This window comes from Paenibacillus harenae DSM 16969 (assembly GCF_000422465.1).
GTDB lineage: Bacteria > Bacillota > Bacilli > Paenibacillales > Paenibacillaceae > Pristimantibacillus > Pristimantibacillus harenae.
Window position 1 is genome coordinate 104,545 of record NZ_AULV01000018.1, and the last position, 18,583, is coordinate 123,127.

An 18,583-nucleotide genomic window follows, 5' to 3' on the forward strand; every position below is an offset into this window, starting at 1 on the left:
TAAAATAAACCAAGTCATTGACGTTTGTCTCAAAAAAACATATCATCAATTGAGAATGATTATTAATTACTGTTAAAGAAAAGGGATTATCTTAAGTATGTCTATAAAATGGATCATGCGTCTGTCGGCTATTGCATTGCTTGCTGTTTTTATATGGATGACATGGCGGTGGTTCGATAAGGATCAATGGCTGGGCGATCTACTTTTGCTTGTAAAGCAGCCGCAGTGGCTTATGTTCATGTTTACGGCCTATTTGCTGTCGTTCGCTCTGAAGGCGGAGGCTTGGCGAAGGTATACGGGAGCAAACGAACGCTTTAGCATCTTTTTTCATGGCATCATCTACAGTTTGCTGATAAACCATTTGCTGCCGCTAAAAGTCGGAGACATTGTCCGTACCGGTTTTTTGAAGAAAATGGCCAATAAAACATGGGACGAAGCGCTGTATTCGGTAACCGTCATGCGTTTGCTCGATATGCTCGTTTTATGCCTCTATGCCGGCGCGGGCATCGTTTGGCTGGGTCTACCATCCTCTTGGCTATGGGTCGCCGTATTGCTGGCAGCAGCAGTCCTTCTGGCTGTTTGTTTCAAGCTACCGGTCATAAAAAAAATACCGCTGATACAAAAACACTTGGCGCATTTCAAAGCAACGATGCTCTCGGGCAAAGGGCTGTTCATCATGGCTGCGTTAGCAGTAAGCTGGATTTTAGAAGCGGGCGTTATTTTCGGCATTTCCAGCATACTCGGGCTGAATCTGGGTGCCGTCCCCCTCGTTTGGGCCAACAGCATGACGATTGCCGGACAAGTCTTTCATATTACGCCTGGAGGAATTGGTACGTACGAGAGCACATTAAGCGGTTCGCTCGCAGTGCTCGGAATAAACGGGAGGGAAGCATACGGGGCGGCGATTTTGTCGCATGCGTTCAAATTTGTGTTCGCCTTCGGAATGGGAGCTTATTCCCTGCTTCGCATGCCGCTCGGCTGGAGGGAAGCGAGAATATGGATCAAGGAAAGAAGAACAGCAAAGGAATGATTTTATTATGAAAAAGGCATCCCCGTTTGAAATTGTGGCTGCGAGATGTTGGAATCTGTTGAATGAAGGTAAACCGTTCACCCCGATTTTTGTGCTCGGCGTTTTTCTGCTTTATCGCATAGGAGAGTGGTCCGATCCTTCGTTCTGGAGCGCGGCAGGACTCGGGCTGTTGGTAACGTTACCTTTTTTCGTTATTTATTACTGTTTTGATTTTCCTCTATTGCTTCGCAACTATTTGTGGCTGCCCCTCATAGCCGCGCTGCTCGTCTGGGATCATGGGAGCCTTTCCCTTTATTTGCTTGCGCTTGGCCTATTCTTTTTTTTCACCGTCTATTTTTGGGGCACGTTCTATTACCATTTACGGATCGGCACGTCATGGTGGAATTTTACCCGTTTCTGGAAGCTGGTGCTGAAGAACAGCGATTCGACCAGCGGTAACGCGCAGGAGCAGATGCCGAAGTTTTTGCTGCTGCTGTTGATTTGGAATCATTTTTATTCTGTTTTTTATCCTACCGGTTCCGTTGCAGTTGCCCCGCATCTGCTTGCGCCGGCTATATTTGCCGTATGCTTATGGCTATACAGCTACGTGCTTCATGCGAATCTGTTCGATTGGAAGCCGGCGGAGGATTCTCCGCTAACGGATAAGTCGGGCTGGCCGGAGACGGCTGTAAACGAGAAAGTAATCGTCATTGTTATTGACGGCATGCGCAAGGAACGGTTCGAAGAAGCGAATGCGCCTTTTCTGAAGAAACTAAGGGCCGAAGGAACCGAGTATGCCCAAATGGAAACGGTCTATCCGGCGCGTACGGTCGTTTGCTTCTCATCGATGTTCACGGGCACGTACCCTCGCGAACACGGCATTCGGTCGAACATGGTGTGGAAGCTCGGCATCAAGGTAGAAAGTATTTTCGATTCGCTCCGCAAGGTCGGCAAAACCGGCAGGCTGCTGGGCATCGCCCATTTGATCGATTCAATGGGAAGCGACGTGGAAAGCGTTACGGCCGTGATGCATAACGACGCTGCGGACCGGAATATCATCGAGCGCGCGAAACGAATCATGGACGAGCAAAATCCGGATTTGCTGGTGGCTCAGTTGATTGGCGTCGACCAAACCGGACACAGCAGGGGCGTGCTTTATGATGAATATTTGCAGAAGATCGAGGAAGCCGACCGTTTAATCGAAGAGTTCGTAGACTGGTTGGATAACCGCGGTATGATGAAGAATACGACGCTGCTTATTTGCGCGGACCACGGACAGGCTGACGGTATCGGCGGGCACGGCCACCTTGATGAAGGGGAGCGATTTGTGCCGTTCTTTCTGCACGGTCCTTCAATCAAGAAAGGTCTACGCATCGAAGAGAAGCATTCCCTCATATCGATTGCTCCGACTTTAGCTTATTTGCTTGGAGCTCCGGTTCCAAGCAGCAGCAGAGGTACAGTGCTCTCGGAGTCCATGAAGACAAACGCGGATCGGGAAAGGAAAACATCATGAGCAAACAGAAGATTGTCGTCTTCATGCCGGCGCACAACGAAGAAAGCAATATCGCGAGCGTAATTGCCAGAGTCCCGAGAAATTTTCATTCGCATTACACGATAGAAGTGCTTGTCATTGACGATGGCTCCACGGACGACACGGCGGCTGTTGCGAAACAGGCGGGAGCCGACCGTGTTGTTTCCTTTCCCCGCAACCGCGGTCTTGGTGCTGCCGTTCGCGAAGGCTTGGCGGAATGCTGCAGAATGGATGGCGCTATCGGGCTGATGATCGACGCCGACAATGAATACCCGCCCGAGCAAATTCCCGACGTTCTCGCGCCGATTATTGCAGGCAGCGCCGATTATACCTTTGGCTCGCGATTCAAAGGCCAGATTCGCGGGATGAAGCTGCACCGAAGGCTCGGGAACTACGTATTCACGCTGCTGCAGGCTTTGCTGCTTCGCAAATGGATTTATGACGGACAATCCGGGATGAGAGGATTTTCCCGCGAAGCTATGGAGAAGGCGGAAATTATTCACGATTATAATTATGCCCAGGTACTAACGATCAACCTGTTAAGGCAGGGATTTCGTCTTGAGGAGGTACCGATCTCCTATCAGGTGCGCACAATGGGGCAATCTTTTATTAAGTTCCGGCAATACGTGACATCCGTCATTCCTGCGATCTATATGGAAATGAGGCGTCCATTGTCCGCAAAGAGAGCAGGGGAGGCTTTGCCCCGCGAGGAGAGAGCTCATCCATGACACGTGCCGCGCTCAAAGCGGGTACGGTGTTTTTCAGCGTCATTGTTATTCTCCTATCCGTCTATTTGTCTATTCGCAATGCCAATCCAATTGCGCGTAGTTGGGACGAGGTGGATTTTGCGCTTGCTCTGTACCGGTTCGATTTGCTCGCCATGCAGCCGCATTTTCCGGGCTACCCTTATTTTATTCTCGGAGCCACCGTCATTCATCGTTGGATCCAGGACCCCGTTCAGGCATTGTCCGTATTCAACACGCTGGCGGCGTTCAGCTCGGCCATTCCGATGGCGCTGCTGGCACACCGTTTCACCGGCGGCGGGGGCAAGAGCCTGCTGTTCGCCGCGTTTGTCTTGACGAGTCCCTATTTATGGCTGATGTCGGCGCGGCCGATGTCCGAATGCGCGGGCATTGCCGTTCTGTGGTGGTTTTTATGGAGCGTACGGACAGCGATGGGACGTCCGGGCTCCATGCTGCTGCATATCGTTCCATTGCTGCTGTTTGGGCTTCTGATGGGAACACGCTTATCGTTCTTTCCGTTCGGAATTGCTCTTCTGCCGCTGTGGGCGGTCCAGTACAAGCGAAAGGGGAAGAGGGGCAGGCGGCTTTGGCTGTCCTTTGCGGCGGCTTTGTCTGCTCAGCTTGTATGGGTCGTCGGGCTGGCGCTCTCGGAGGGGACCCTGAGCGGTTTTTGGAAGCTTTCCGTTGCTTTTATTGAAGGCCATTTCTCAGAGTGGGGCGGAGGAGTCGCTTCCTCCAATATGGAGTTCGGCCGGCGTCTGACGCAGCTAATGGGTCATAATCTGATCGGACATGCGCTGCTTGGAGGATCTGCCATCGTTGGCATTCTGCTGGCACTGCTTCTGGCAGTTACCGGCATGGGACTGTGGCAGCGCCGGTTATGGCGGCACCATTTATTTTCTATGAACGGGGTTAATCGCGCCGCAGCGCAGGGAAGTCAGCCGGCTCCGGCTAAGGAACAGGCAAACCGGCAATTTTACATTTGGCTTGCTGTCTCCAGCGGCGTGTATGTGCTGTGGGCGTTATTCGGTCAAAATATCGAGAAGCCCCGACATATCGCCCCGGTGGTCGGTCCGATTCTGTTTTTCATATACTGTGCGGCTTACGTTACGGCATCGTCACTTTGGGCTGCGCGTCTGCCGGAACGACTTATCCGTTCGTCTGCCATCCCCATAGCCATTCATGTGTTGCTATTCGCACTCGTTTCCGCCCAGATAACGAGCGGGGCTAATCTGCTTCAGCGACAGGCTGCCGAGGTTCCGGCGGTTTATCAGCTTCACCGCTATGCAAGCGAGCTGAAGGAGCCCTTCTTGCTGTATACCTGGGAGGAAACGCGCGTGCTGCAATATTTGGGAGCCGATTACGAGCATCGGCGGATCTTTACCTATAAGTATTTCGAAGCGACCGCGGCCGCCAATCCAGAACGCCGTGTACTGCTCACGGATCATGTTTTGCAAGGATTCGAACAGCAAGGCGGGCAGGTGCGGGAACAGGTGAAACCGGTCGCCGTGTTCAAATCGGACCCCTTATTCGATCCGGTGTATGCTGATATTACCTTATACGAGTGGATCAAAAAATGATGACATTGTCATCATTTTTTTTGCGGTGACCTCAGAAACTATTGGATTCTTAGAGGGTAAAAGCTAAAAAATGAGATAACTGAAAGTTTGCCGAAAAAATAGCTGACACAAGTATTGACGTTTTGACCGATAATGATTATCATTTTAAATTGTGAGTGAGAAATATTATCATTGAGAGGTGTTGAGATGAAACGTTGGCTGCTATGCGTTCTTCTCTTGGTTACTGCAGCGTTACATATCGCGCCGTCCCAAGCGCTGGCCTATTCTTACGGAGATGCCAATACGGAAGATATTGCTGAAACATTCAAATTGGTAGAAGCTAATTTGGCCGGTGCATCGCCTGATTGGAAAGCTGCGGAAGAAGCTTATAAAGTCCGGAGACCGGAAATTGTGTCGCACTTCGGCGAAGCGGTGGGTGCAACGCTTGATAACAATTTCAAGGACAAGGACGCCAAACTGACCGTAGCCAATTTCAAAGCTGTGCTTGTGATGAATCTGGATAGACGCTTCGCTTATGCGATCAAGGGCTTCGACGATTATGCCCAAACGAAGCTGCTGCTCGCAAAAGCAAAAGCTACCTTTGATACATTGAAGCCTTATGTCAGCTCAAAGACTGACGAAATAAACGCGGCGTTCGATGCGGCACTGGAAGCGCTTGGAAATCCTGGTCTGTTCGGCGTCGGCCAGAAAGCAGCGGAACCGGACGTATTTAAGGAAAAGGTGAATTTCATTTACGGTATCGTGAAGCCCTTGTTCCCTTATAAGGCTTATGTCAAGCCTGCTGCAACTCCAAAGCCAACTGTAACTCCAAGTTCAACTGTAACTCCAAAGCCGACTGCATCCCCGAAGCCTGCTGCAACCCAGAAGCCGTCTGAAGAGCCGGCGGATATCACGGGAAGTGAAAAGCCTGCCGCAATTGCGGGGACCGATGCGGCAGCGGCTGATCAAGCATCTGAAGCGGATAACCAATCTGTTGAAGCTAATGCAGGGCAGGACGGCAACGAGTCGGACAAGGACGTCGCTGATGCTGTTACTGAAACGGATGCCGATGCTTCAGCAACACCCGTTCCTGCGGTGAGTGAGACGGTGGAAACTGCAGAGCTGAATGCCGCTGCAGGGGAGGAAGCTGCGTCAACCGACAGCAGCAGTGAAGGGGAATCCGGCGAGGAGCTTTCGGCGCATGCCCCTATGGAGCAATCCGATAAAACGAATCCTCTGGTAAGCGTATCGGTTATCAGCGGTGTTGTATTGCTGGCAGGCGGAGCCGTGTGGCTTGCCCGCAAAAAAAAATGGTTATAAAAATGATAATATGGGAGAGATTAAAATGCGCAAATGGTTAGCAATGATTTTAAGCGTTTCGCTCGTGGTATCATCCTTCTTTACGCTGGCTTCCGCTGTAAGTGCCGAAAGCAAATTCAAGATTACCGAAGATTCGGTTTTAGCGGACCGGATCAAAGCGTTTGCCGACATTAAAGCTTTGTTCACAGATAATACGGTACTCAGTGACGTAAAAGCTTTCTATGTGGATAAATTCCAAACGGAAGTGAAACGGATCGACGCGACCATCAAACCGGATGACCCGAAGATCGACGATAACATTGTACTTGTTTTGGACAATGCGATTGCTGGCTCCCTGAATGTGGGTCAAGCCAAACAGGCTGTCGATAAGGGCTTGCAGTGGTACTTCTACTTCGCTATCCGCGATCTCATTAACAACCAGGTTAGACCGGCGCTCAAAGACGGCGACATGGCGACGGCTCAAACGGCATTCTATAAAGTTGCTCAGATTTATGAAGGTGTACTTGAGTCTACCGTAGTAAAACGCGACAATTCGTACAGCCTGCACATGGCGGACATTCTGAAAGGCACGATCGAACAGCTGCTTAGCGACCTTGAAAGCGGAAATGCGGATGACTTCAACGTCCATCGTCAGGTGCTGGATAAGACGCTGATTAAAACGTTTGCGCTCGCTGTTCATACGTATGCGAAAAGCATACCGACGAAGCCGGCTGCCGATCAACCGGCTGCGCTTACCGAAGCTTACTTCTTCTTTATGCCTATATACACTTATTTGAAAGGCGGCAGCGCGGCAGACGCCGATTACATCCGCAGCGTTTTCGCATCGGGGGATGCAAGCCAAGTCAATCTCGAAAAAATTCAGGATGCAATGCAGCTGACAATGATCGGCAAAGTATCCGAGTACGTTAACCAGGCTTTTGTCAAATTGAAAGCTGACGATTTACAAGGCGCACGCGGATACGCGATGGAAGGGAACATGTTTCTTGCGTCTCAAGAAGTGTTCCTGGGTGCGGAGAAATATGCGGCAGCATCAGCTTTCGCGCAGAAATTCTCTGATGCGGTAGACAAATCCGATCTTGCGTCCGCCGAGACGAATGCTTTCCAAGTGCTAAAGTTTCTGGTGGCGAAAGACGGCGTTCAGCTGAAGATTGACGATAAAAAATACCAGATTAACGGCATGGATTATGAAGCGGATGTCGCACCTTACATCAACCCGCAAACGAGCCGCACCTTGGTACCGGTTCGCGTAATCGCAGAGGCGCTGAAGGCGGAGGTCAGCTATGACGACGCTCTCAAGAAGGTAATCATCGTGAAAGACGGCAAAACGACCGAGCTTAAGCTCGGTTCGGATGAAATTGTGCAAAACGGTCAAGTCAACGCGGATGTGAAACTGGACCAGCCTGTTGTCGTGAAGAACGCCAGATCGTTTGTTCCGCTGAGGGCAGTGGCTGAGCTGTTTGGCAATAATGTGTTTTATAGTAAAGGCGAAATCATTATCCTTCGCTAAGCGAATTGGAAGAGGAAGACACTTGCGTCTATTGGCGCAGGTGTCTTCCTTATAAATGTGACTGTAGAAGGCAGGAGATGGAAGCATGGATTTACAGGCGTTTTTGATCACCTTTCGCGAAGCGCTGGAAGCCATATTGATCGTAGGGGTAATACTAACCTATCTGACCCGGATTGAACAAACGCGTTGGCATAAATGGGTTTGGGTCGGAGTGGTGCTTGCTTTGGCCGCAAGCTACGGCGTTGCGCTGGCCTTCCAGATTATATTTACCGGATTCGCGAGCATGGGCAGCCAAAATTATTTGAAAATCGGAATCATGCTTGTGTCCTGCGGTTTGCTGACCCATATGGTTATGTTTATGAGCCGTCAGGGCGACATGCAGGGAAAAGTGCAAAATAAAATCGCATCTATATTAACCGTAGGCGGCGTCGTTAATATGGTGCTTCACTCTTTTCTCGTGGTCGTGCGAGAGGGTGTGGAAACGGTCTTTTTCTTTGCCGCGATTACGGGAGGGGATATCCAGAAAGCGCTTGAAAGCTGGGGCGCGCTGGGAGGACTTGTTTTAGCCTTGGTCGTCGGGTATCTTTTTTTCAAAGGAACCAAAAAAATCAGCCTGCGCACGTTTTTCAGAATTACGTCCGTGTTTCTCATGATGATTTCGGCAGGGCTTCTGGTGCAGGCAGTCGGTATTATGCAGGATATTGGCATGATGGGCAGCATTTTTCGGACAGCTGGAGGGGAGATCGGAGAGGTTTATAATATTACGGCATTCATGCCGGAGCATCCGATCGACGAAACGCAATATATCCGCGATACCGGCAGCCGGCCGTTAATCAACGGACAAGTCGGAATTTTCATGAAAGCTTTTTTGGGTTATACCCAGAATCCTTCCGTGGAGGAATTTTTGTTGTATTGGGGTTATTATTTCTTTCTGTTTGTTCTGTTGGCCGTTCAGCGAAAACGGATTGTGATAGAAGCAGTCGAAAAATCAGCAGCCTAATATGGAGCGTGAACTGAAAATGAAGGTCGGCATTGTCGGATATGGTCATGTCGGAAAAGCGATGCACGTATTGTTCCCGGACGCAGCGGTTTATGATGAACCTTTACACTTGGGAAGCCGAGAAGATGTGAATCACTGCGATGTCGCGTTCGTTTGCGTTCCGACGCCGCAGCATCCAAGCGGGAAATGCGACTCTTCTATCGTAGAGGAGGTTTTGGCATGGCTGCAGGCGGAGGTTATTGTCGTCAGATCGACCATTCCGGTAGGATTTACGGATGATCAGAAACAAAAGACGGGGAAGCGGATTGTTTTCCAGCCGGAATACTACGGAGAAACCGCGGACCATCCCTTCGCAAGCCTTAGTCACCGAAAATGGTTGGCGTTCGGCGGGGCATCCGAAGATATAAGCATGGCGGTCCGGGCATATCAGAAGGTATACAATGCCGAGGTGAAGCTGGTGCTCACGGATGCCAAAACGGCGGAACTGGCGAAATATATGGAGAATTGCTTCCTGGCGCTGAAGGTCGCGTTTTGCAATGAATTCTATGATTTGGCCAAAGCTTATGAAATCAACTATGATGAGCTGAGGGAAGTTTGGCTTGAAGATCCGCGGATCGGCAGAAGCCATACGTTCGTTTATGAGGAGAGCCGGGGCTTCTCCGGGAAATGCCTGCCCAAAGATTTGAATGCGTTAATTGATATGGCCGATGAAAAAAACGTAAATGTCGATTTGATGAAGTCCGTCCGCGCAAAAAATGAGGATTGGCGGCGGTAAACAAGAACGAAAGGCTGATCGCATATGGAGACGAAGAGGATCGCGGCGGAGCGCGCGGTGGAATATATCGAGGACGGGATGGTCGTCGGTTTAGGCACGGGCTCGACTGCCTACTGGGCTATCCAAAAAATAGGCGCGCGCGTGAAGGAAGGCCTTCGGATCAAGGCGCTTGCCACTTCTATCGAATCGGAAGCGATGGCGGAGGCATTAGGGATTCCGATCATACCGTTTGCCGAGCTTTCGGGACCTATCGATCTTACCATTGACGGCGCCGATGAAGTCGATTCCATCAGCAATTTAATTAAAGGCGGCGGCGGGGCGCTGCTGCGGGAGAAAATCGTGGCGAAGGCGAGCGACCGGATGATCGTGATTGTGGATCAAAGCAAGCTGGTTACCCATCTGGGAGATTTCCCGCTGCCCGTCGAAGTTGTTCCTTTCGGCAACGAGCTGACGGTCAGACACTTGATCGGCCTTGGCTGCGAGCCGGTGATTCGAATGAAAGGCGAGGAACGATTTCTGACGGACAACGGAAATTACATTGCGGATTGCGCATTCGGCAGGATCATGGAGCCGGGGCGGTTGGAGATGCAGCTGAACGGCATTCCGGGAGTCGTCGACAACGGACTATTCGTGCAGATGGCGAGCAAAGTGATTGTCGGCTACGATAACGGCGAGGTCGGCGAACTATAATCGAATTGAATTCCGGATGGCTTGCATGGCAAGCGATTCGAGGTTAATGAAGCCCTTTGGCCACCCGCGGCCAAGGGGCTTCTGTTTGTTTTAAATCGCAACGGGCTGTTTCCTGATTTGGGAGTCGGACATACTGATAGGAGCCCCGTGTGCAAGCTTATTAAAACGATTGCCCCCTATTTTTTTACCGAGTGAAAAATAATGGGCTGCTCAATTGTATTACTAGTGAAAGGGGGACATCAGGTGCACGATTCATATGAGCTCAATGAATCCGTTCGCAAAGCCGTGGTCAATTATTCCGACAGTCTGGTTAAGATCGCGTTCGCTTATCTCAAAAACGTTGCCGACGCGGAGGAAGCGGCGCAGGACGTGTTCCTCGCTTATCTCCAGAAATCCCCCGTCTTCGAGAGCGGCGAACACGAGAAAGCGTGGTTGATCCGAACGACGATCAATAAATGCAAGAACATGCTGAAGACGGGCTGGTTTAAAAGCCGGAACCCGATACCGGATAATCTGTCTTACCTTCCGAAGGATGATTACATGGTCCTGCAGGCTGTATTGTCCTTGGACAAGAAATATCGTATCCCCATCCATCTGCATTATTACGAGGGCTATTCCTTGGAAGAAATAGCGGACATTCTCCATGCCAAACCTGCAACCGTAGGGACTTGGCTTGCGCGCGGACGTAATCAGCTTAAAGCGGTTATAGGAGGTGATTTGTGAAGATGAAAAAATCGGGTTACAAATCGGCCGTTTCCAAATTGAAAACGAGCGAGGACTTTCAGGAACGCACGCTTGAGCGGTTAAATCTTGAAGGGAACAAACGAATCGATATCGATAAACGAAGAGGAGAGATTTATATGAAAACAACGAATCCAACCGCTAAGAAAAGTAAGGCAGTGATCTGGACGGCGGGGATTGCGGCAAGCGCGGTACTGGCCTTGGGGATCTATGCGGTTAATCAAACCGGCAGCGGCACTGCCAATGATCCGGCTGTAAACAACCCGGGCAGCGGCATCGTAGAAAACAATGGCCCTGGAGCGGGCACGACGGCGAAGCGCCAGGTCAATATCGAAGGCGTAATTGAAGAAGTAGGCGCTGACGGCCAAAGCTTCCGGATCGGCGAGCTGTGGGTGGAGGTAAATGAAAATACGACTTACGGCATTACGGGCGACACGGCTCCGGATCAATCTGAGCAGCTGGTCAGCAAAGAGTTCAAAGTAGGTAACACGGTGTCCGGCTTCACCACGGGAGACGTTGCGAGCGGGAAAGTAACGGCCGACGTGATCTATAATAATTTTTAAGGTCCGCTGACAGAATAAACGCATCCTTATACGGATGCGTTTTTTTGTTGATCGAGGCCCAATTTTCGTTACATTTGAGAACGTTACCGTACAGTTATTTTACATCGATTCGAATCTCTTGTAGTATGACTATGATTTGATAATAACGGATTTCGAACTATATAAGTTGAACAAAAGAAATAATAGCGCGGAGCGGAGAGAGCAAATCGTTCTGGAGAAACGAAGTGGTCGCTTTTTGCAGTCCAAATGGGTACCCTAACAGGGTACCTATTCAAACCATTTGGCTGCAACAGCGATCGTAAGAATGATTTACTCTCGCAGCGATAGCAGCTTATGCAAATCATTTTGTTCAACTTATATAGCAATCGATGGCGGGGAAATAATCCGCCAAGCGGGAAGACGTTACGGATGAACCTCTATGAACTATGAAGAACGACGGCCGGTCGAGTTGGCTTCGCACATCAAATGCATCTGGCAATTAAACCGGACATACCGCGCGAATGAGGTGGGAGAAGTATTGTGGCCCGACGGCTGCCAGGAGCTTATTTTCCATTACGGGTCCGCATATTCGTTGCAGGGCCGGCCGCTTCCCCGCTTTTTTTATCGGCATGCTGGTGCCTTTTTATTCACAGAGGATTATTAACTATTCGATATGCGTACATACCTTCCTTTTTCTGGAGCTTTACTGCCGCAATAGAGGAAGGAGATAATACAGAGAGAAAGCGAAGCGGGTGAAGGATTCGGATTGGTAAAGAACGAGCGGTCACCTGAGAAGTTGTATCCGTTTTCGAACATAGCTGGATTAGAGGTTACGATTGTTTAGATTAGGGCATATACGCGAATTTGTCTCTTTTGCTACGATTATAATGTACACAGCAACGACATGAGAGAGGGGAATCGCTTTGAAAAGAAATAAATGGATCGCATTAGCGCTCGCAGTTATGTTGACTACGGTAGTCGGATGCTCTTCCGGAAATGGCAGCTCTAACGACGGAAACGTTTCCAATGTTCCCGGCGAGGGTGCGAAATCCGTACAAAACGCCGACGGAAAATTCGAACCGCCGATTACGATCACGACCGCCCGTCCGGTTGGCGGGGATTATACTTTCATCAATGGTGAAGATATCAACAATAATGTTCACAATAAATGGGCGAAGGACAAGCTGGGCATCGAAATCAAGGATCTGTGGAACACGACCGATAATGCCGCTTATCATACGAAGCTGAGACTTTCGCTGACGACGCAGGATCAGCTGCCGGACGTGTTCATCGTACAGGATCCGAACTTGATTGCCGACCTCATTCAGTCGGGCAAGGTGAAGGATATCTCGAAAGATTTCGAGGAATATGCCAGCGGCCGGATCAAGAAGATTTATGACGATAACAGCGCTTCCTTAAATCAAGTGAAGGATGGCGAACAGCTTCTCGGTCTTCCGATCTTCGCGGCCGGCGACGGAACGAATCCGGTCTTATGGGTTCGTCAGGACTGGCTCGATAAGCTGAATTTGCAAGCCCCCGCGACGATTGATGAATTTGAGAAGGTCATGGACGCGTTCACGAATCAAGATCCGGACGGCAACGGAGAAAAAGATACGTTCGGCTTCAGCTTGTCCGGCCGTAACGGATACGCCAACTGGATGTCCGACGCGAGCTTCGTCTTCGGCGCCTATACCGGCAAATTCATACCGGGCACCTGGCAGCAAGGCGACGACGGCAGCTTGAAATACGGCTCCGTGCAGCCCGAGATCAAGAACGGCCTCGGCAAGCTGCAAGAATGGTACAAGAAGGGCTACCTGGATCCGGAACTGGCAGCCATCGACGAAGTGAAAGCGACGGAAAGCTTCATTCAAGGGAAGTCGGGCATGATCGCCGCTCCGTTCTGGGCGTATGGCTGGCCGCTCGGAGACGTAAAGGGAACGAATCCGGATGCGAAGCTTGAAGCATATACGCTTCCGACCGGAACGGACGGCAAGTCGGCCCGTTATACGGGTTACGTCAATGAAGGCAAAGTCATGATGTTCAATAAAGATTTCAAGCATATGGATGCTTTCTTCTACTATATGGACAAAATATACGACAATCCATTCGAAACCGGCGAATTCAAGGACGGATTTTTTGAAGGCTACGATTACGCGATCGTGGACGGCAAGCCGGAGTACGATTCGAAGAAGTTCCCTACCCCGCTCGAAGCGGCGGCCTCGTCGAGCAAATACAACTTGTTCTGGAACGTGCCTGCGATTCCTTTCGCAGGATCCGCCAACTACGACTACATGTTCAACGGCGGCGAGCCGACAACAAGAGCGCATAGAGAAATAATGACTCAAGATCCGGAGATGGTGCGCGCCGGCGCGCTCAACTACCAGATGACGGGCATTAACGCGCCGACCGAGTTTTTGGGAGCGCCAACCGAAACGATGAGAAGCAATGGCGATAATCTCAAGACGATGGAGCTGGAGACGTTCGCCAAAATCATTTACGGAAACGAGCCGCTTGATCAATTCGATACCTTCGTAGCGGATTGGAAGAGCAAGGGCGGCGACAAAATCGAGCAAGAAGTCAATGAATGGTATAAGAGCGTTAATCCGTAAAGACGATAAAGGGGCTGCGCCGGGCATGTTGATTGCCCGGGCGCAGCCCTTTTTGCTTACCGTGCCGGAAGTTAGAAGTTTTCTCATCGTTATCGATTGCGAAAGCTCTGGGGCGTAAGCTGGTAGCACTCTTTGAAGATATGGATAAAGTACTGCGTCTTTCTATAGCCGACTTCCTTGGCGATATCGGAGACCTTCTTGTTCGTCGTCATCAGCAGCTCGGCCGCCTTTTCCATCCGTATCCGCGATATATAGGCGGACAGGCTTTCGCCGGTTTCTTTCTTATATAAGCGGGACAGATAGACAGGGTGCAGGTATACATGCTCGCTAACGCGGGTAAGAGAGACATCCTCATGAAGATGACGCCCGATATACTCGTGTATTTGCCGGATGATGTGGCTCCTGTTCGGCGTCGCTTCCTGCAGTGAGCGCTTGAACTGCTCAATGAGCGACAGCGCCCATTCCCTGATCGTATCGATCGATTTGAAATAATACGATTCGGGCTGCAAGGCAGGATGGCCGACCAGATCGGCAAACGAATCGCCTTGCTTGTGCGCGATGTAAGAGAAGCTGCTGAACAAATAATAAACGGCTTCCATGAGATGCTGCTGCGAGCGATATAGGGGGCTGTTCAATTCATCCAGAATAAGCTCCAGCTTGTCGGTTACTTCCTCCCAGCGTCCGGTCTCCATCAGCTGCTGAAAGGTAGGCGATTGATGGAGCTGCGTAAGCGGCTTCAGCTCCGGATCGGCAGCGTCTTCGTCAAGCGAGTGAATGACGCCGCTCCGCGTTCCGATTAATCGGCCGAAGGCGTTAAGCGCCTGCAAGTATTGACGATGAAGCTCGTGCCGATAGGTAAAGGAGCCTGTGATCAGGATAGAGACCGGCCGCTTCAAATAATGTTGAACGAGCTGCTGCAGTTCGGACATGCGGAGATGAAGCTGCTTCGGCTCGCCGAACAACCGGACCGGCAGAAGAATATTGACAAACCGATAAGAATCCTTGCATGACCAGAGGGAAGGAATTTCGTTTATTTGATTGAAAAAGATCTCCTCCGCCATATTCAGCAGCCCGTAGCTGAACAGCTCGAAATCCTCGCGCCGCGCTTCTTCCGTTCCCGTCTCAATGCGAATCAAGGCAAGCACGCATTTCTCATCCGGCCCAAGCGGCAGCTTGAGCGCATGAAGATGCCGCTGCAGCTCAGCCGGGCTGTATTTTTTGCCGAGCAGCAGATCCAGCATCAAATGCTCCCGCATTCGGGTAATGCCGAGCTTCAGCATATCGCTGGCAGCAGATAAGTTATCGCTTTGTCTCTTCTCCTCGTCGATAACGGCGATTACCTTCCGCAGGCAAGCGACGACTTCCGCCTCGGTAACAGGCTTGAGCAAATAATCGGCCGCGCCTTGCTGGAGCGCCTTCCGGGCGTACTCGAATTCGGAATAGCCGGATAGCAGCACCACCTTCGTTCCTTGATATTCATGCCGAAGCGCTGCGAGCAGCTCGAGTCCGCTTGTCTCCGGCATTTGGATATCGGTTACGACGATTTGCGGCAGGGTCCGTTCGGCGATTTCAAGCGCCTCCTCGGCGGAATTAGCCCGGTAAACCGTCATAACGCCAATGCTTGCCCAAGGGATTTGTTCTTCTAAAAAATCGAGCACATAATCCTCGTCATCCACTAATAAGACGTTCATCAGTCTTCCCCCTGCTCTCTTCGCGATAGTTGAAGATGAAGCGTTACCCGCAAGCCTCCCCATTCATTGGAAGAGAAGGACAAGCCGGAATGGCTGCCATACCGGTTGATTAACCGCTTGTGAACATTGCTTAGTCCGCAGCCCATTTCGCCGTCGGCTTGGCTGCTGCCGTGAATGCTGTCGATCAGCGACTGAAGCTTCTGTCCGGATAATCCGTTGCCGTCGTCATCGACGTGAATCAGATACTGATCGCCGCGCGCGATGCCTTGAATATGAACCTTGCCTGCCGTCCTTTTTTGCTCGATGCCATGCACGATCGCATTCTCCACGATCGGCTGCAGCAGCAGCGTGGGTACCGTAAGGCCGAGCAAAGCGGACGGCATATCGATTTCGTAAGCCAATCGCTTGTTTCGCAGCGACTGTACCTCCAAATAGCTTTCGATGAGTCGGAGTTCATCCTCGAGCGTCGTATTCGCTCCGGCCTTGCGTGTGATATAACGATAGAATTCGGCTAAATTTTTGGCCATGGAAACGACGGCCGCAGGTGATTTATTGGCCATGCTTACGATATAGAATAAGCAGTTATACAAAAAATGCGGATTGATCTGAGACTGCAAATGCTTATATTCCGCTTCCCGCGTCCTCACTTTTTCCTCATACACGTTCTCGATCAGCGACTGGATGCGAGAAGCCATTTCATTGAACCGCCCGAACAAATAGTCGAATTCATTGTTCGTCCTTACGGTCGCCCTGCTGGCGTAGTCTCCCGAGCCGAGCGCTTCGAGCTTTCGCACCAAGTAGCCGAACGGTTTGCGGAAATGGCTGTAAAACAAATAAGAGATCATAATACCGGCTATGGCGAGAAAGACTAGGCTTCCATTGACAAGCCAATTCACCTTTTGCAGCGGACCGAGAAACTCGTCCAATTGAATGTAGCTGACCAGCGTCCCGCCGAGCGAAGGACTGAAAATCGATTGAATCAGGTATTGCTCGCCGTCCGCCCGCATAACGGAAAGCTTCGGATGGGCGATTGCCGTACCGTCGAATTCACCCTCTGATGCCAAGTTCCTCGCGAGCTCCAAGTCTGCGGCATTGCTCCGAATGATGTCAGCCCCCGGAAAATAAAAAAACGACGTACCGTTGCCGGATGCGTCAAGTCCTGCGAGCACGGAGATCAAATAATCGTCGGATATCGCCGTCTCTACGACCGACACGATGTTGGTTAGATCGGGCGCCGCTATCGCCGGAAAGGAAAACAACAGGCGGAAGGAGAGCTTGCCCTCGTCATTGTCTACAATCCACCGGTTCATCGGCTTGTTGACAAGCTCCTCGTACCGGTAAGGAACGGTTCCCTCCGCCGTTATCGATTCCCCGATGGACGGCCAGTGCACCGTCAATTCCGAAATAAGGGGCTCGGCTTGACTTTGCAGCATCAGTTTCTCTTCGATCGTTTTGCGCATAAATAAATGGTTTAGATATTCGGAAAAATTCGCCGAGCTGGCATAACTTTTAATCGTGGAATCGTTGACCAGCATGAGCGTTTGCGTTTCGAGCTGCCGGAGCGACTGCTCCAGCTGCCGCATCGTGAATTCGAGCTGCTTGGACGCCGATTCTTCGAGCGTATGCTTGACAACGCCTTTGCTCGCTTCGTTGGCATAGGCGAACAATAGGGTTGCGGGAATGAGCAGCAGCGCCAGCATGGTGAGCAGCTTCTGAAATATTATATATTTTATCACGAAGGACACCGCCTAATTCGGATTTAACCAAAGAGGTTATGAGAGGGGTTATAGATGTTAAGACCTTATCATAGGTGGGCTCTCAGCCCATTGTTATAATAGTAGCAGAAGTAGATGGATGCGTAATAATGGGAAATTCAGAGAGGGGAAATACGAATGAAAAGCGGACTACAGGCGCAGGCGGCAACGCCTTCCGCGATCAACAGGAAGTCGAAGTGGATAAGGGGACTTACGAAGACATGGCCGCTGCACCTGCTTATTCTGCCGGCTGCGGTTATCGCGATCGTCTTTCATTATTTGCCTATCATGGGGCTCGTTATGGCCTTTCAAGATTATAAGCCGTGGCTCGGCTTCTTTAAGTCGGATTGGGTCGGATTCAAGCATTTCGAGTCCTTATTTCTGTTCGACGAGTCCGTGCAGGTTATCTGGAATACGCTCATTATTTCGGTGCTTAAGATCGTATTCGGGTTGTTCGTACCGATCTGCATCGCTTTGCTGCTTAACGAGATTCGCAAGACCGGAATCAAGCGCAGCGTTCAGACGCTTGTCTACCTGCCTCACTTCCTGTCTTGGGTTATACTCGGCGGCATCTTGATCGATCTGTTATCGGTGAAGGGCGGTCTGGTCAACCGGATGCTTACCGACTGGTTCGGCATTGCGCCGATCTTCTTCCTCGGAGACGGGGATTGGTTCCGGTTCGTCATCGTGGTCAGCGACATTTGGAAGGAATTCGGCTTCGCCATGATCATTTATTTGGCGGCGATCGCAGGCGTCAACCCGGCTTTGTACGAAGCGGCCGAGGTGGACGGCGCAACGCGCTTCCAGCAAACGATGAACGTGACGCTGCCGGTCATGCTGCCGATCATCGTCGTCGTGGCGACGCTCCAGCTCGGGAATGTGCTTAATGCGGGCTTTGACCAGATTTTCAACCTGTACAATCCGCTTGTGTACGACAAAGGCGACATCATCGACACGTTCGTCTACAGGTCGGCGATGCTCAAGGGCGACTTCAGCTTCGCGACGGCAGTCGGCTTGTTCAAATCGATCATCAGCTTCGTTCTGATCATCGTGTCGTACCGGCTCGCGTACCGCTTCGGAAACTATCGGATTTTCTAAAGAAAGGGGAGAGA

General features: G+C 50.9%; 16 protein-coding genes. 14 read left to right on the forward strand and 2 right to left on the reverse strand.

What is annotated here, in order from left to right; all coding sequences use genetic code 11:
- Window positions 1-97 precede the first annotated feature (97 nt).
- From H581_RS0106270 to H581_RS0106330, 13 genes are all read left to right on the forward strand, one after another.
- On the forward strand, window positions 98-1,030 hold the full coding sequence (locus tag H581_RS0106270) for a lysylphosphatidylglycerol synthase transmembrane domain-containing protein (RefSeq protein WP_028609268.1): 933 nt from the start codon (window positions 98-100) through the stop codon (window positions 1,028-1,030).
- A 7-nt stretch (window positions 1,031-1,037) separates the two neighbouring features.
- Entirely contained in the window at window positions 1,038-2,522 is a 1,485-nt protein-coding gene (locus H581_RS0106275) for an alkaline phosphatase family protein (RefSeq protein ID WP_028609269.1), read from the forward strand.
- The gene (locus tag H581_RS33245; protein WP_051250495.1) at window positions 2,519-3,268 is read left to right on the forward strand and encodes a glycosyltransferase family 2 protein; all 750 of its coding nucleotides are present in this window, start codon (window positions 2,519-2,521) and stop codon (window positions 3,266-3,268) included. Before H581_RS0106275 ends, H581_RS33245 begins: the two co-directional genes overlap by 4 nt.
- Complete coding sequence (locus H581_RS33250; protein WP_051250496.1) at window positions 3,265-4,863, forward strand: hypothetical protein; 1,599 nt, start codon at window positions 3,265-3,267, stop codon at window positions 4,861-4,863. Before H581_RS33245 ends, H581_RS33250 begins: the two co-directional genes overlap by 4 nt.
- A gap of 186 nt (window positions 4,864-5,049) precedes the next feature.
- Window positions 5,050-6,162, forward strand: a complete 1,113-nt coding sequence (locus H581_RS0106290) for a hypothetical protein (protein WP_028609270.1) — start codon at window positions 5,050-5,052, stop codon at window positions 6,160-6,162.
- Between the two features lie 25 nt (window positions 6,163-6,187).
- On the forward strand, window positions 6,188-7,669 hold the full coding sequence (locus H581_RS0106295; protein WP_028609271.1) for a copper amine oxidase N-terminal domain-containing protein: 1,482 nt from the start codon (window positions 6,188-6,190) through the stop codon (window positions 7,667-7,669).
- An 85-nt stretch (window positions 7,670-7,754) separates the two neighbouring features.
- Window positions 7,755-8,669 (forward strand): FTR1 family iron permease, encoded by a 915-nt coding sequence (locus H581_RS0106300; RefSeq protein WP_028609272.1) that lies wholly within the window; start codon window positions 7,755-7,757, stop codon window positions 8,667-8,669.
- Window position 8,670: 1 nt separating this feature from the next.
- Window positions 8,671-9,444 carry a Rossmann-fold NAD(P)-binding domain-containing protein gene (locus H581_RS0106305; RefSeq protein ID WP_084134488.1) on the forward strand — a complete coding sequence of 258 codons (774 nt, stop codon included), beginning with the start codon at window positions 8,671-8,673 and terminating at the stop codon, window positions 9,442-9,444.
- Window positions 9,445-9,468: 24 nt separating this feature from the next.
- Window positions 9,469-10,134 carry a ribose-5-phosphate isomerase RpiA gene (rpiA, locus tag H581_RS0106310; protein ID WP_028609274.1) on the forward strand — a complete coding sequence of 222 codons (666 nt, stop codon included), beginning with the start codon at window positions 9,469-9,471 and terminating at the stop codon, window positions 10,132-10,134.
- 243 nt (window positions 10,135-10,377) lie between these two features.
- On the forward strand, window positions 10,378-10,857 hold the full coding sequence (locus tag H581_RS0106315) for an RNA polymerase sigma factor (RefSeq protein ID WP_028609275.1): 480 nt from the start codon (window positions 10,378-10,380) through the stop codon (window positions 10,855-10,857).
- Window positions 10,854-11,438, forward strand: coding sequence for a hypothetical protein (locus tag H581_RS36285; protein ID WP_156889514.1), 585 nt, complete (start codon window positions 10,854-10,856; stop codon window positions 11,436-11,438). Before H581_RS0106315 ends, H581_RS36285 begins: the two co-directional genes overlap by 4 nt.
- Window positions 11,439-11,856: 418 nt before the next feature.
- Window positions 11,857-12,081 carry a DUF6597 domain-containing transcriptional factor gene (locus tag H581_RS39595; RefSeq protein ID WP_028609276.1) on the forward strand — a complete coding sequence of 75 codons (225 nt, stop codon included), beginning with the start codon at window positions 11,857-11,859 and terminating at the stop codon, window positions 12,079-12,081.
- Window positions 12,082-12,340: 259 nt separating this feature from the next.
- A complete protein-coding gene (locus H581_RS0106330) occupies window positions 12,341-14,026 on the forward strand; it encodes an extracellular solute-binding protein (RefSeq protein WP_028609277.1) in 1,686 nt (561 codons plus the stop codon).
- Window positions 14,027-14,115: 89 nt separating this feature from the next.
- On the opposite strand, the gene H581_RS0106335 is transcribed toward H581_RS0106330, so the two are convergent.
- Both H581_RS0106335 and H581_RS36290 read right to left on the reverse strand, forming a co-directional pair.
- Entirely contained in the window at window positions 14,116-15,717 is a 1,602-nt protein-coding gene (locus tag H581_RS0106335; protein ID WP_028609278.1) for a response regulator, read from the reverse strand.
- Window positions 15,717-17,453 (reverse strand): sensor histidine kinase, encoded by a 1,737-nt coding sequence (locus H581_RS36290; protein ID WP_051250498.1) that lies wholly within the window; start codon window positions 17,451-17,453, stop codon window positions 15,717-15,719. Before H581_RS36290 ends, H581_RS0106335 begins: the two co-directional genes overlap by 1 nt.
- Before the next feature lie 156 nt (window positions 17,454-17,609).
- Between H581_RS36290 and H581_RS0106345 the strand changes: the two genes are divergently transcribed.
- Window positions 17,610-18,569, forward strand: a complete 960-nt coding sequence (locus tag H581_RS0106345; protein ID WP_028609279.1) for an ABC transporter permease — start codon at window positions 17,610-17,612, stop codon at window positions 18,567-18,569.
- Window positions 18,570-18,583 lie beyond the last annotated feature (14 nt).

Excerpts from the sequence above, each read along its gene's own strand:
- H581_RS0106305 (WP_084134488.1), top strand. The coding sequence starts at position 8,671 with ATGGAGCGTGAACTGAAAATGAAGGTCGGCATTGTCGGATATGGTCAT.
- H581_RS0106300 (WP_028609272.1), top strand. The coding sequence starts at position 7,755 with ATGGATTTACAGGCGTTTTTGATCACCTTTCGCGAAGCGCTGGAAGCC.
- rpiA (WP_028609274.1), top strand. The coding sequence starts at position 9,469 with ATGGAGACGAAGAGGATCGCGGCGGAGCGCGCGGTGGAATATATCGAG.
- H581_RS0106335 (WP_028609278.1), bottom strand. The coding sequence starts at position 15,717 with ATGAACGTCTTATTAGTGGATGACGAGGATTATGTGCTCGATTTTTTA.
- H581_RS0106345 (WP_028609279.1), top strand. The coding sequence starts at position 17,610 with ATGAAAAGCGGACTACAGGCGCAGGCGGCAACGCCTTCCGCGATCAAC.
- H581_RS0106275 (WP_028609269.1), top strand. The coding sequence starts at position 1,038 with ATGAAAAAGGCATCCCCGTTTGAAATTGTGGCTGCGAGATGTTGGAAT.
- H581_RS33250 (WP_051250496.1), top strand. The coding sequence starts at position 3,265 with ATGACACGTGCCGCGCTCAAAGCGGGTACGGTGTTTTTCAGCGTCATT.
- H581_RS33245 (WP_051250495.1), top strand. The coding sequence starts at position 2,519 with ATGAGCAAACAGAAGATTGTCGTCTTCATGCCGGCGCACAACGAAGAA.
- H581_RS0106290 (WP_028609270.1), top strand. The coding sequence starts at position 5,050 with ATGAAACGTTGGCTGCTATGCGTTCTTCTCTTGGTTACTGCAGCGTTA.
- H581_RS0106295 (WP_028609271.1), top strand. The coding sequence starts at position 6,188 with ATGCGCAAATGGTTAGCAATGATTTTAAGCGTTTCGCTCGTGGTATCA.
- H581_RS39595 (WP_028609276.1), top strand. The coding sequence starts at position 11,857 with ATGAACTATGAAGAACGACGGCCGGTCGAGTTGGCTTCGCACATCAAA.
- H581_RS0106270 (WP_028609268.1), top strand. The coding sequence starts at position 98 with ATGTCTATAAAATGGATCATGCGTCTGTCGGCTATTGCATTGCTTGCT.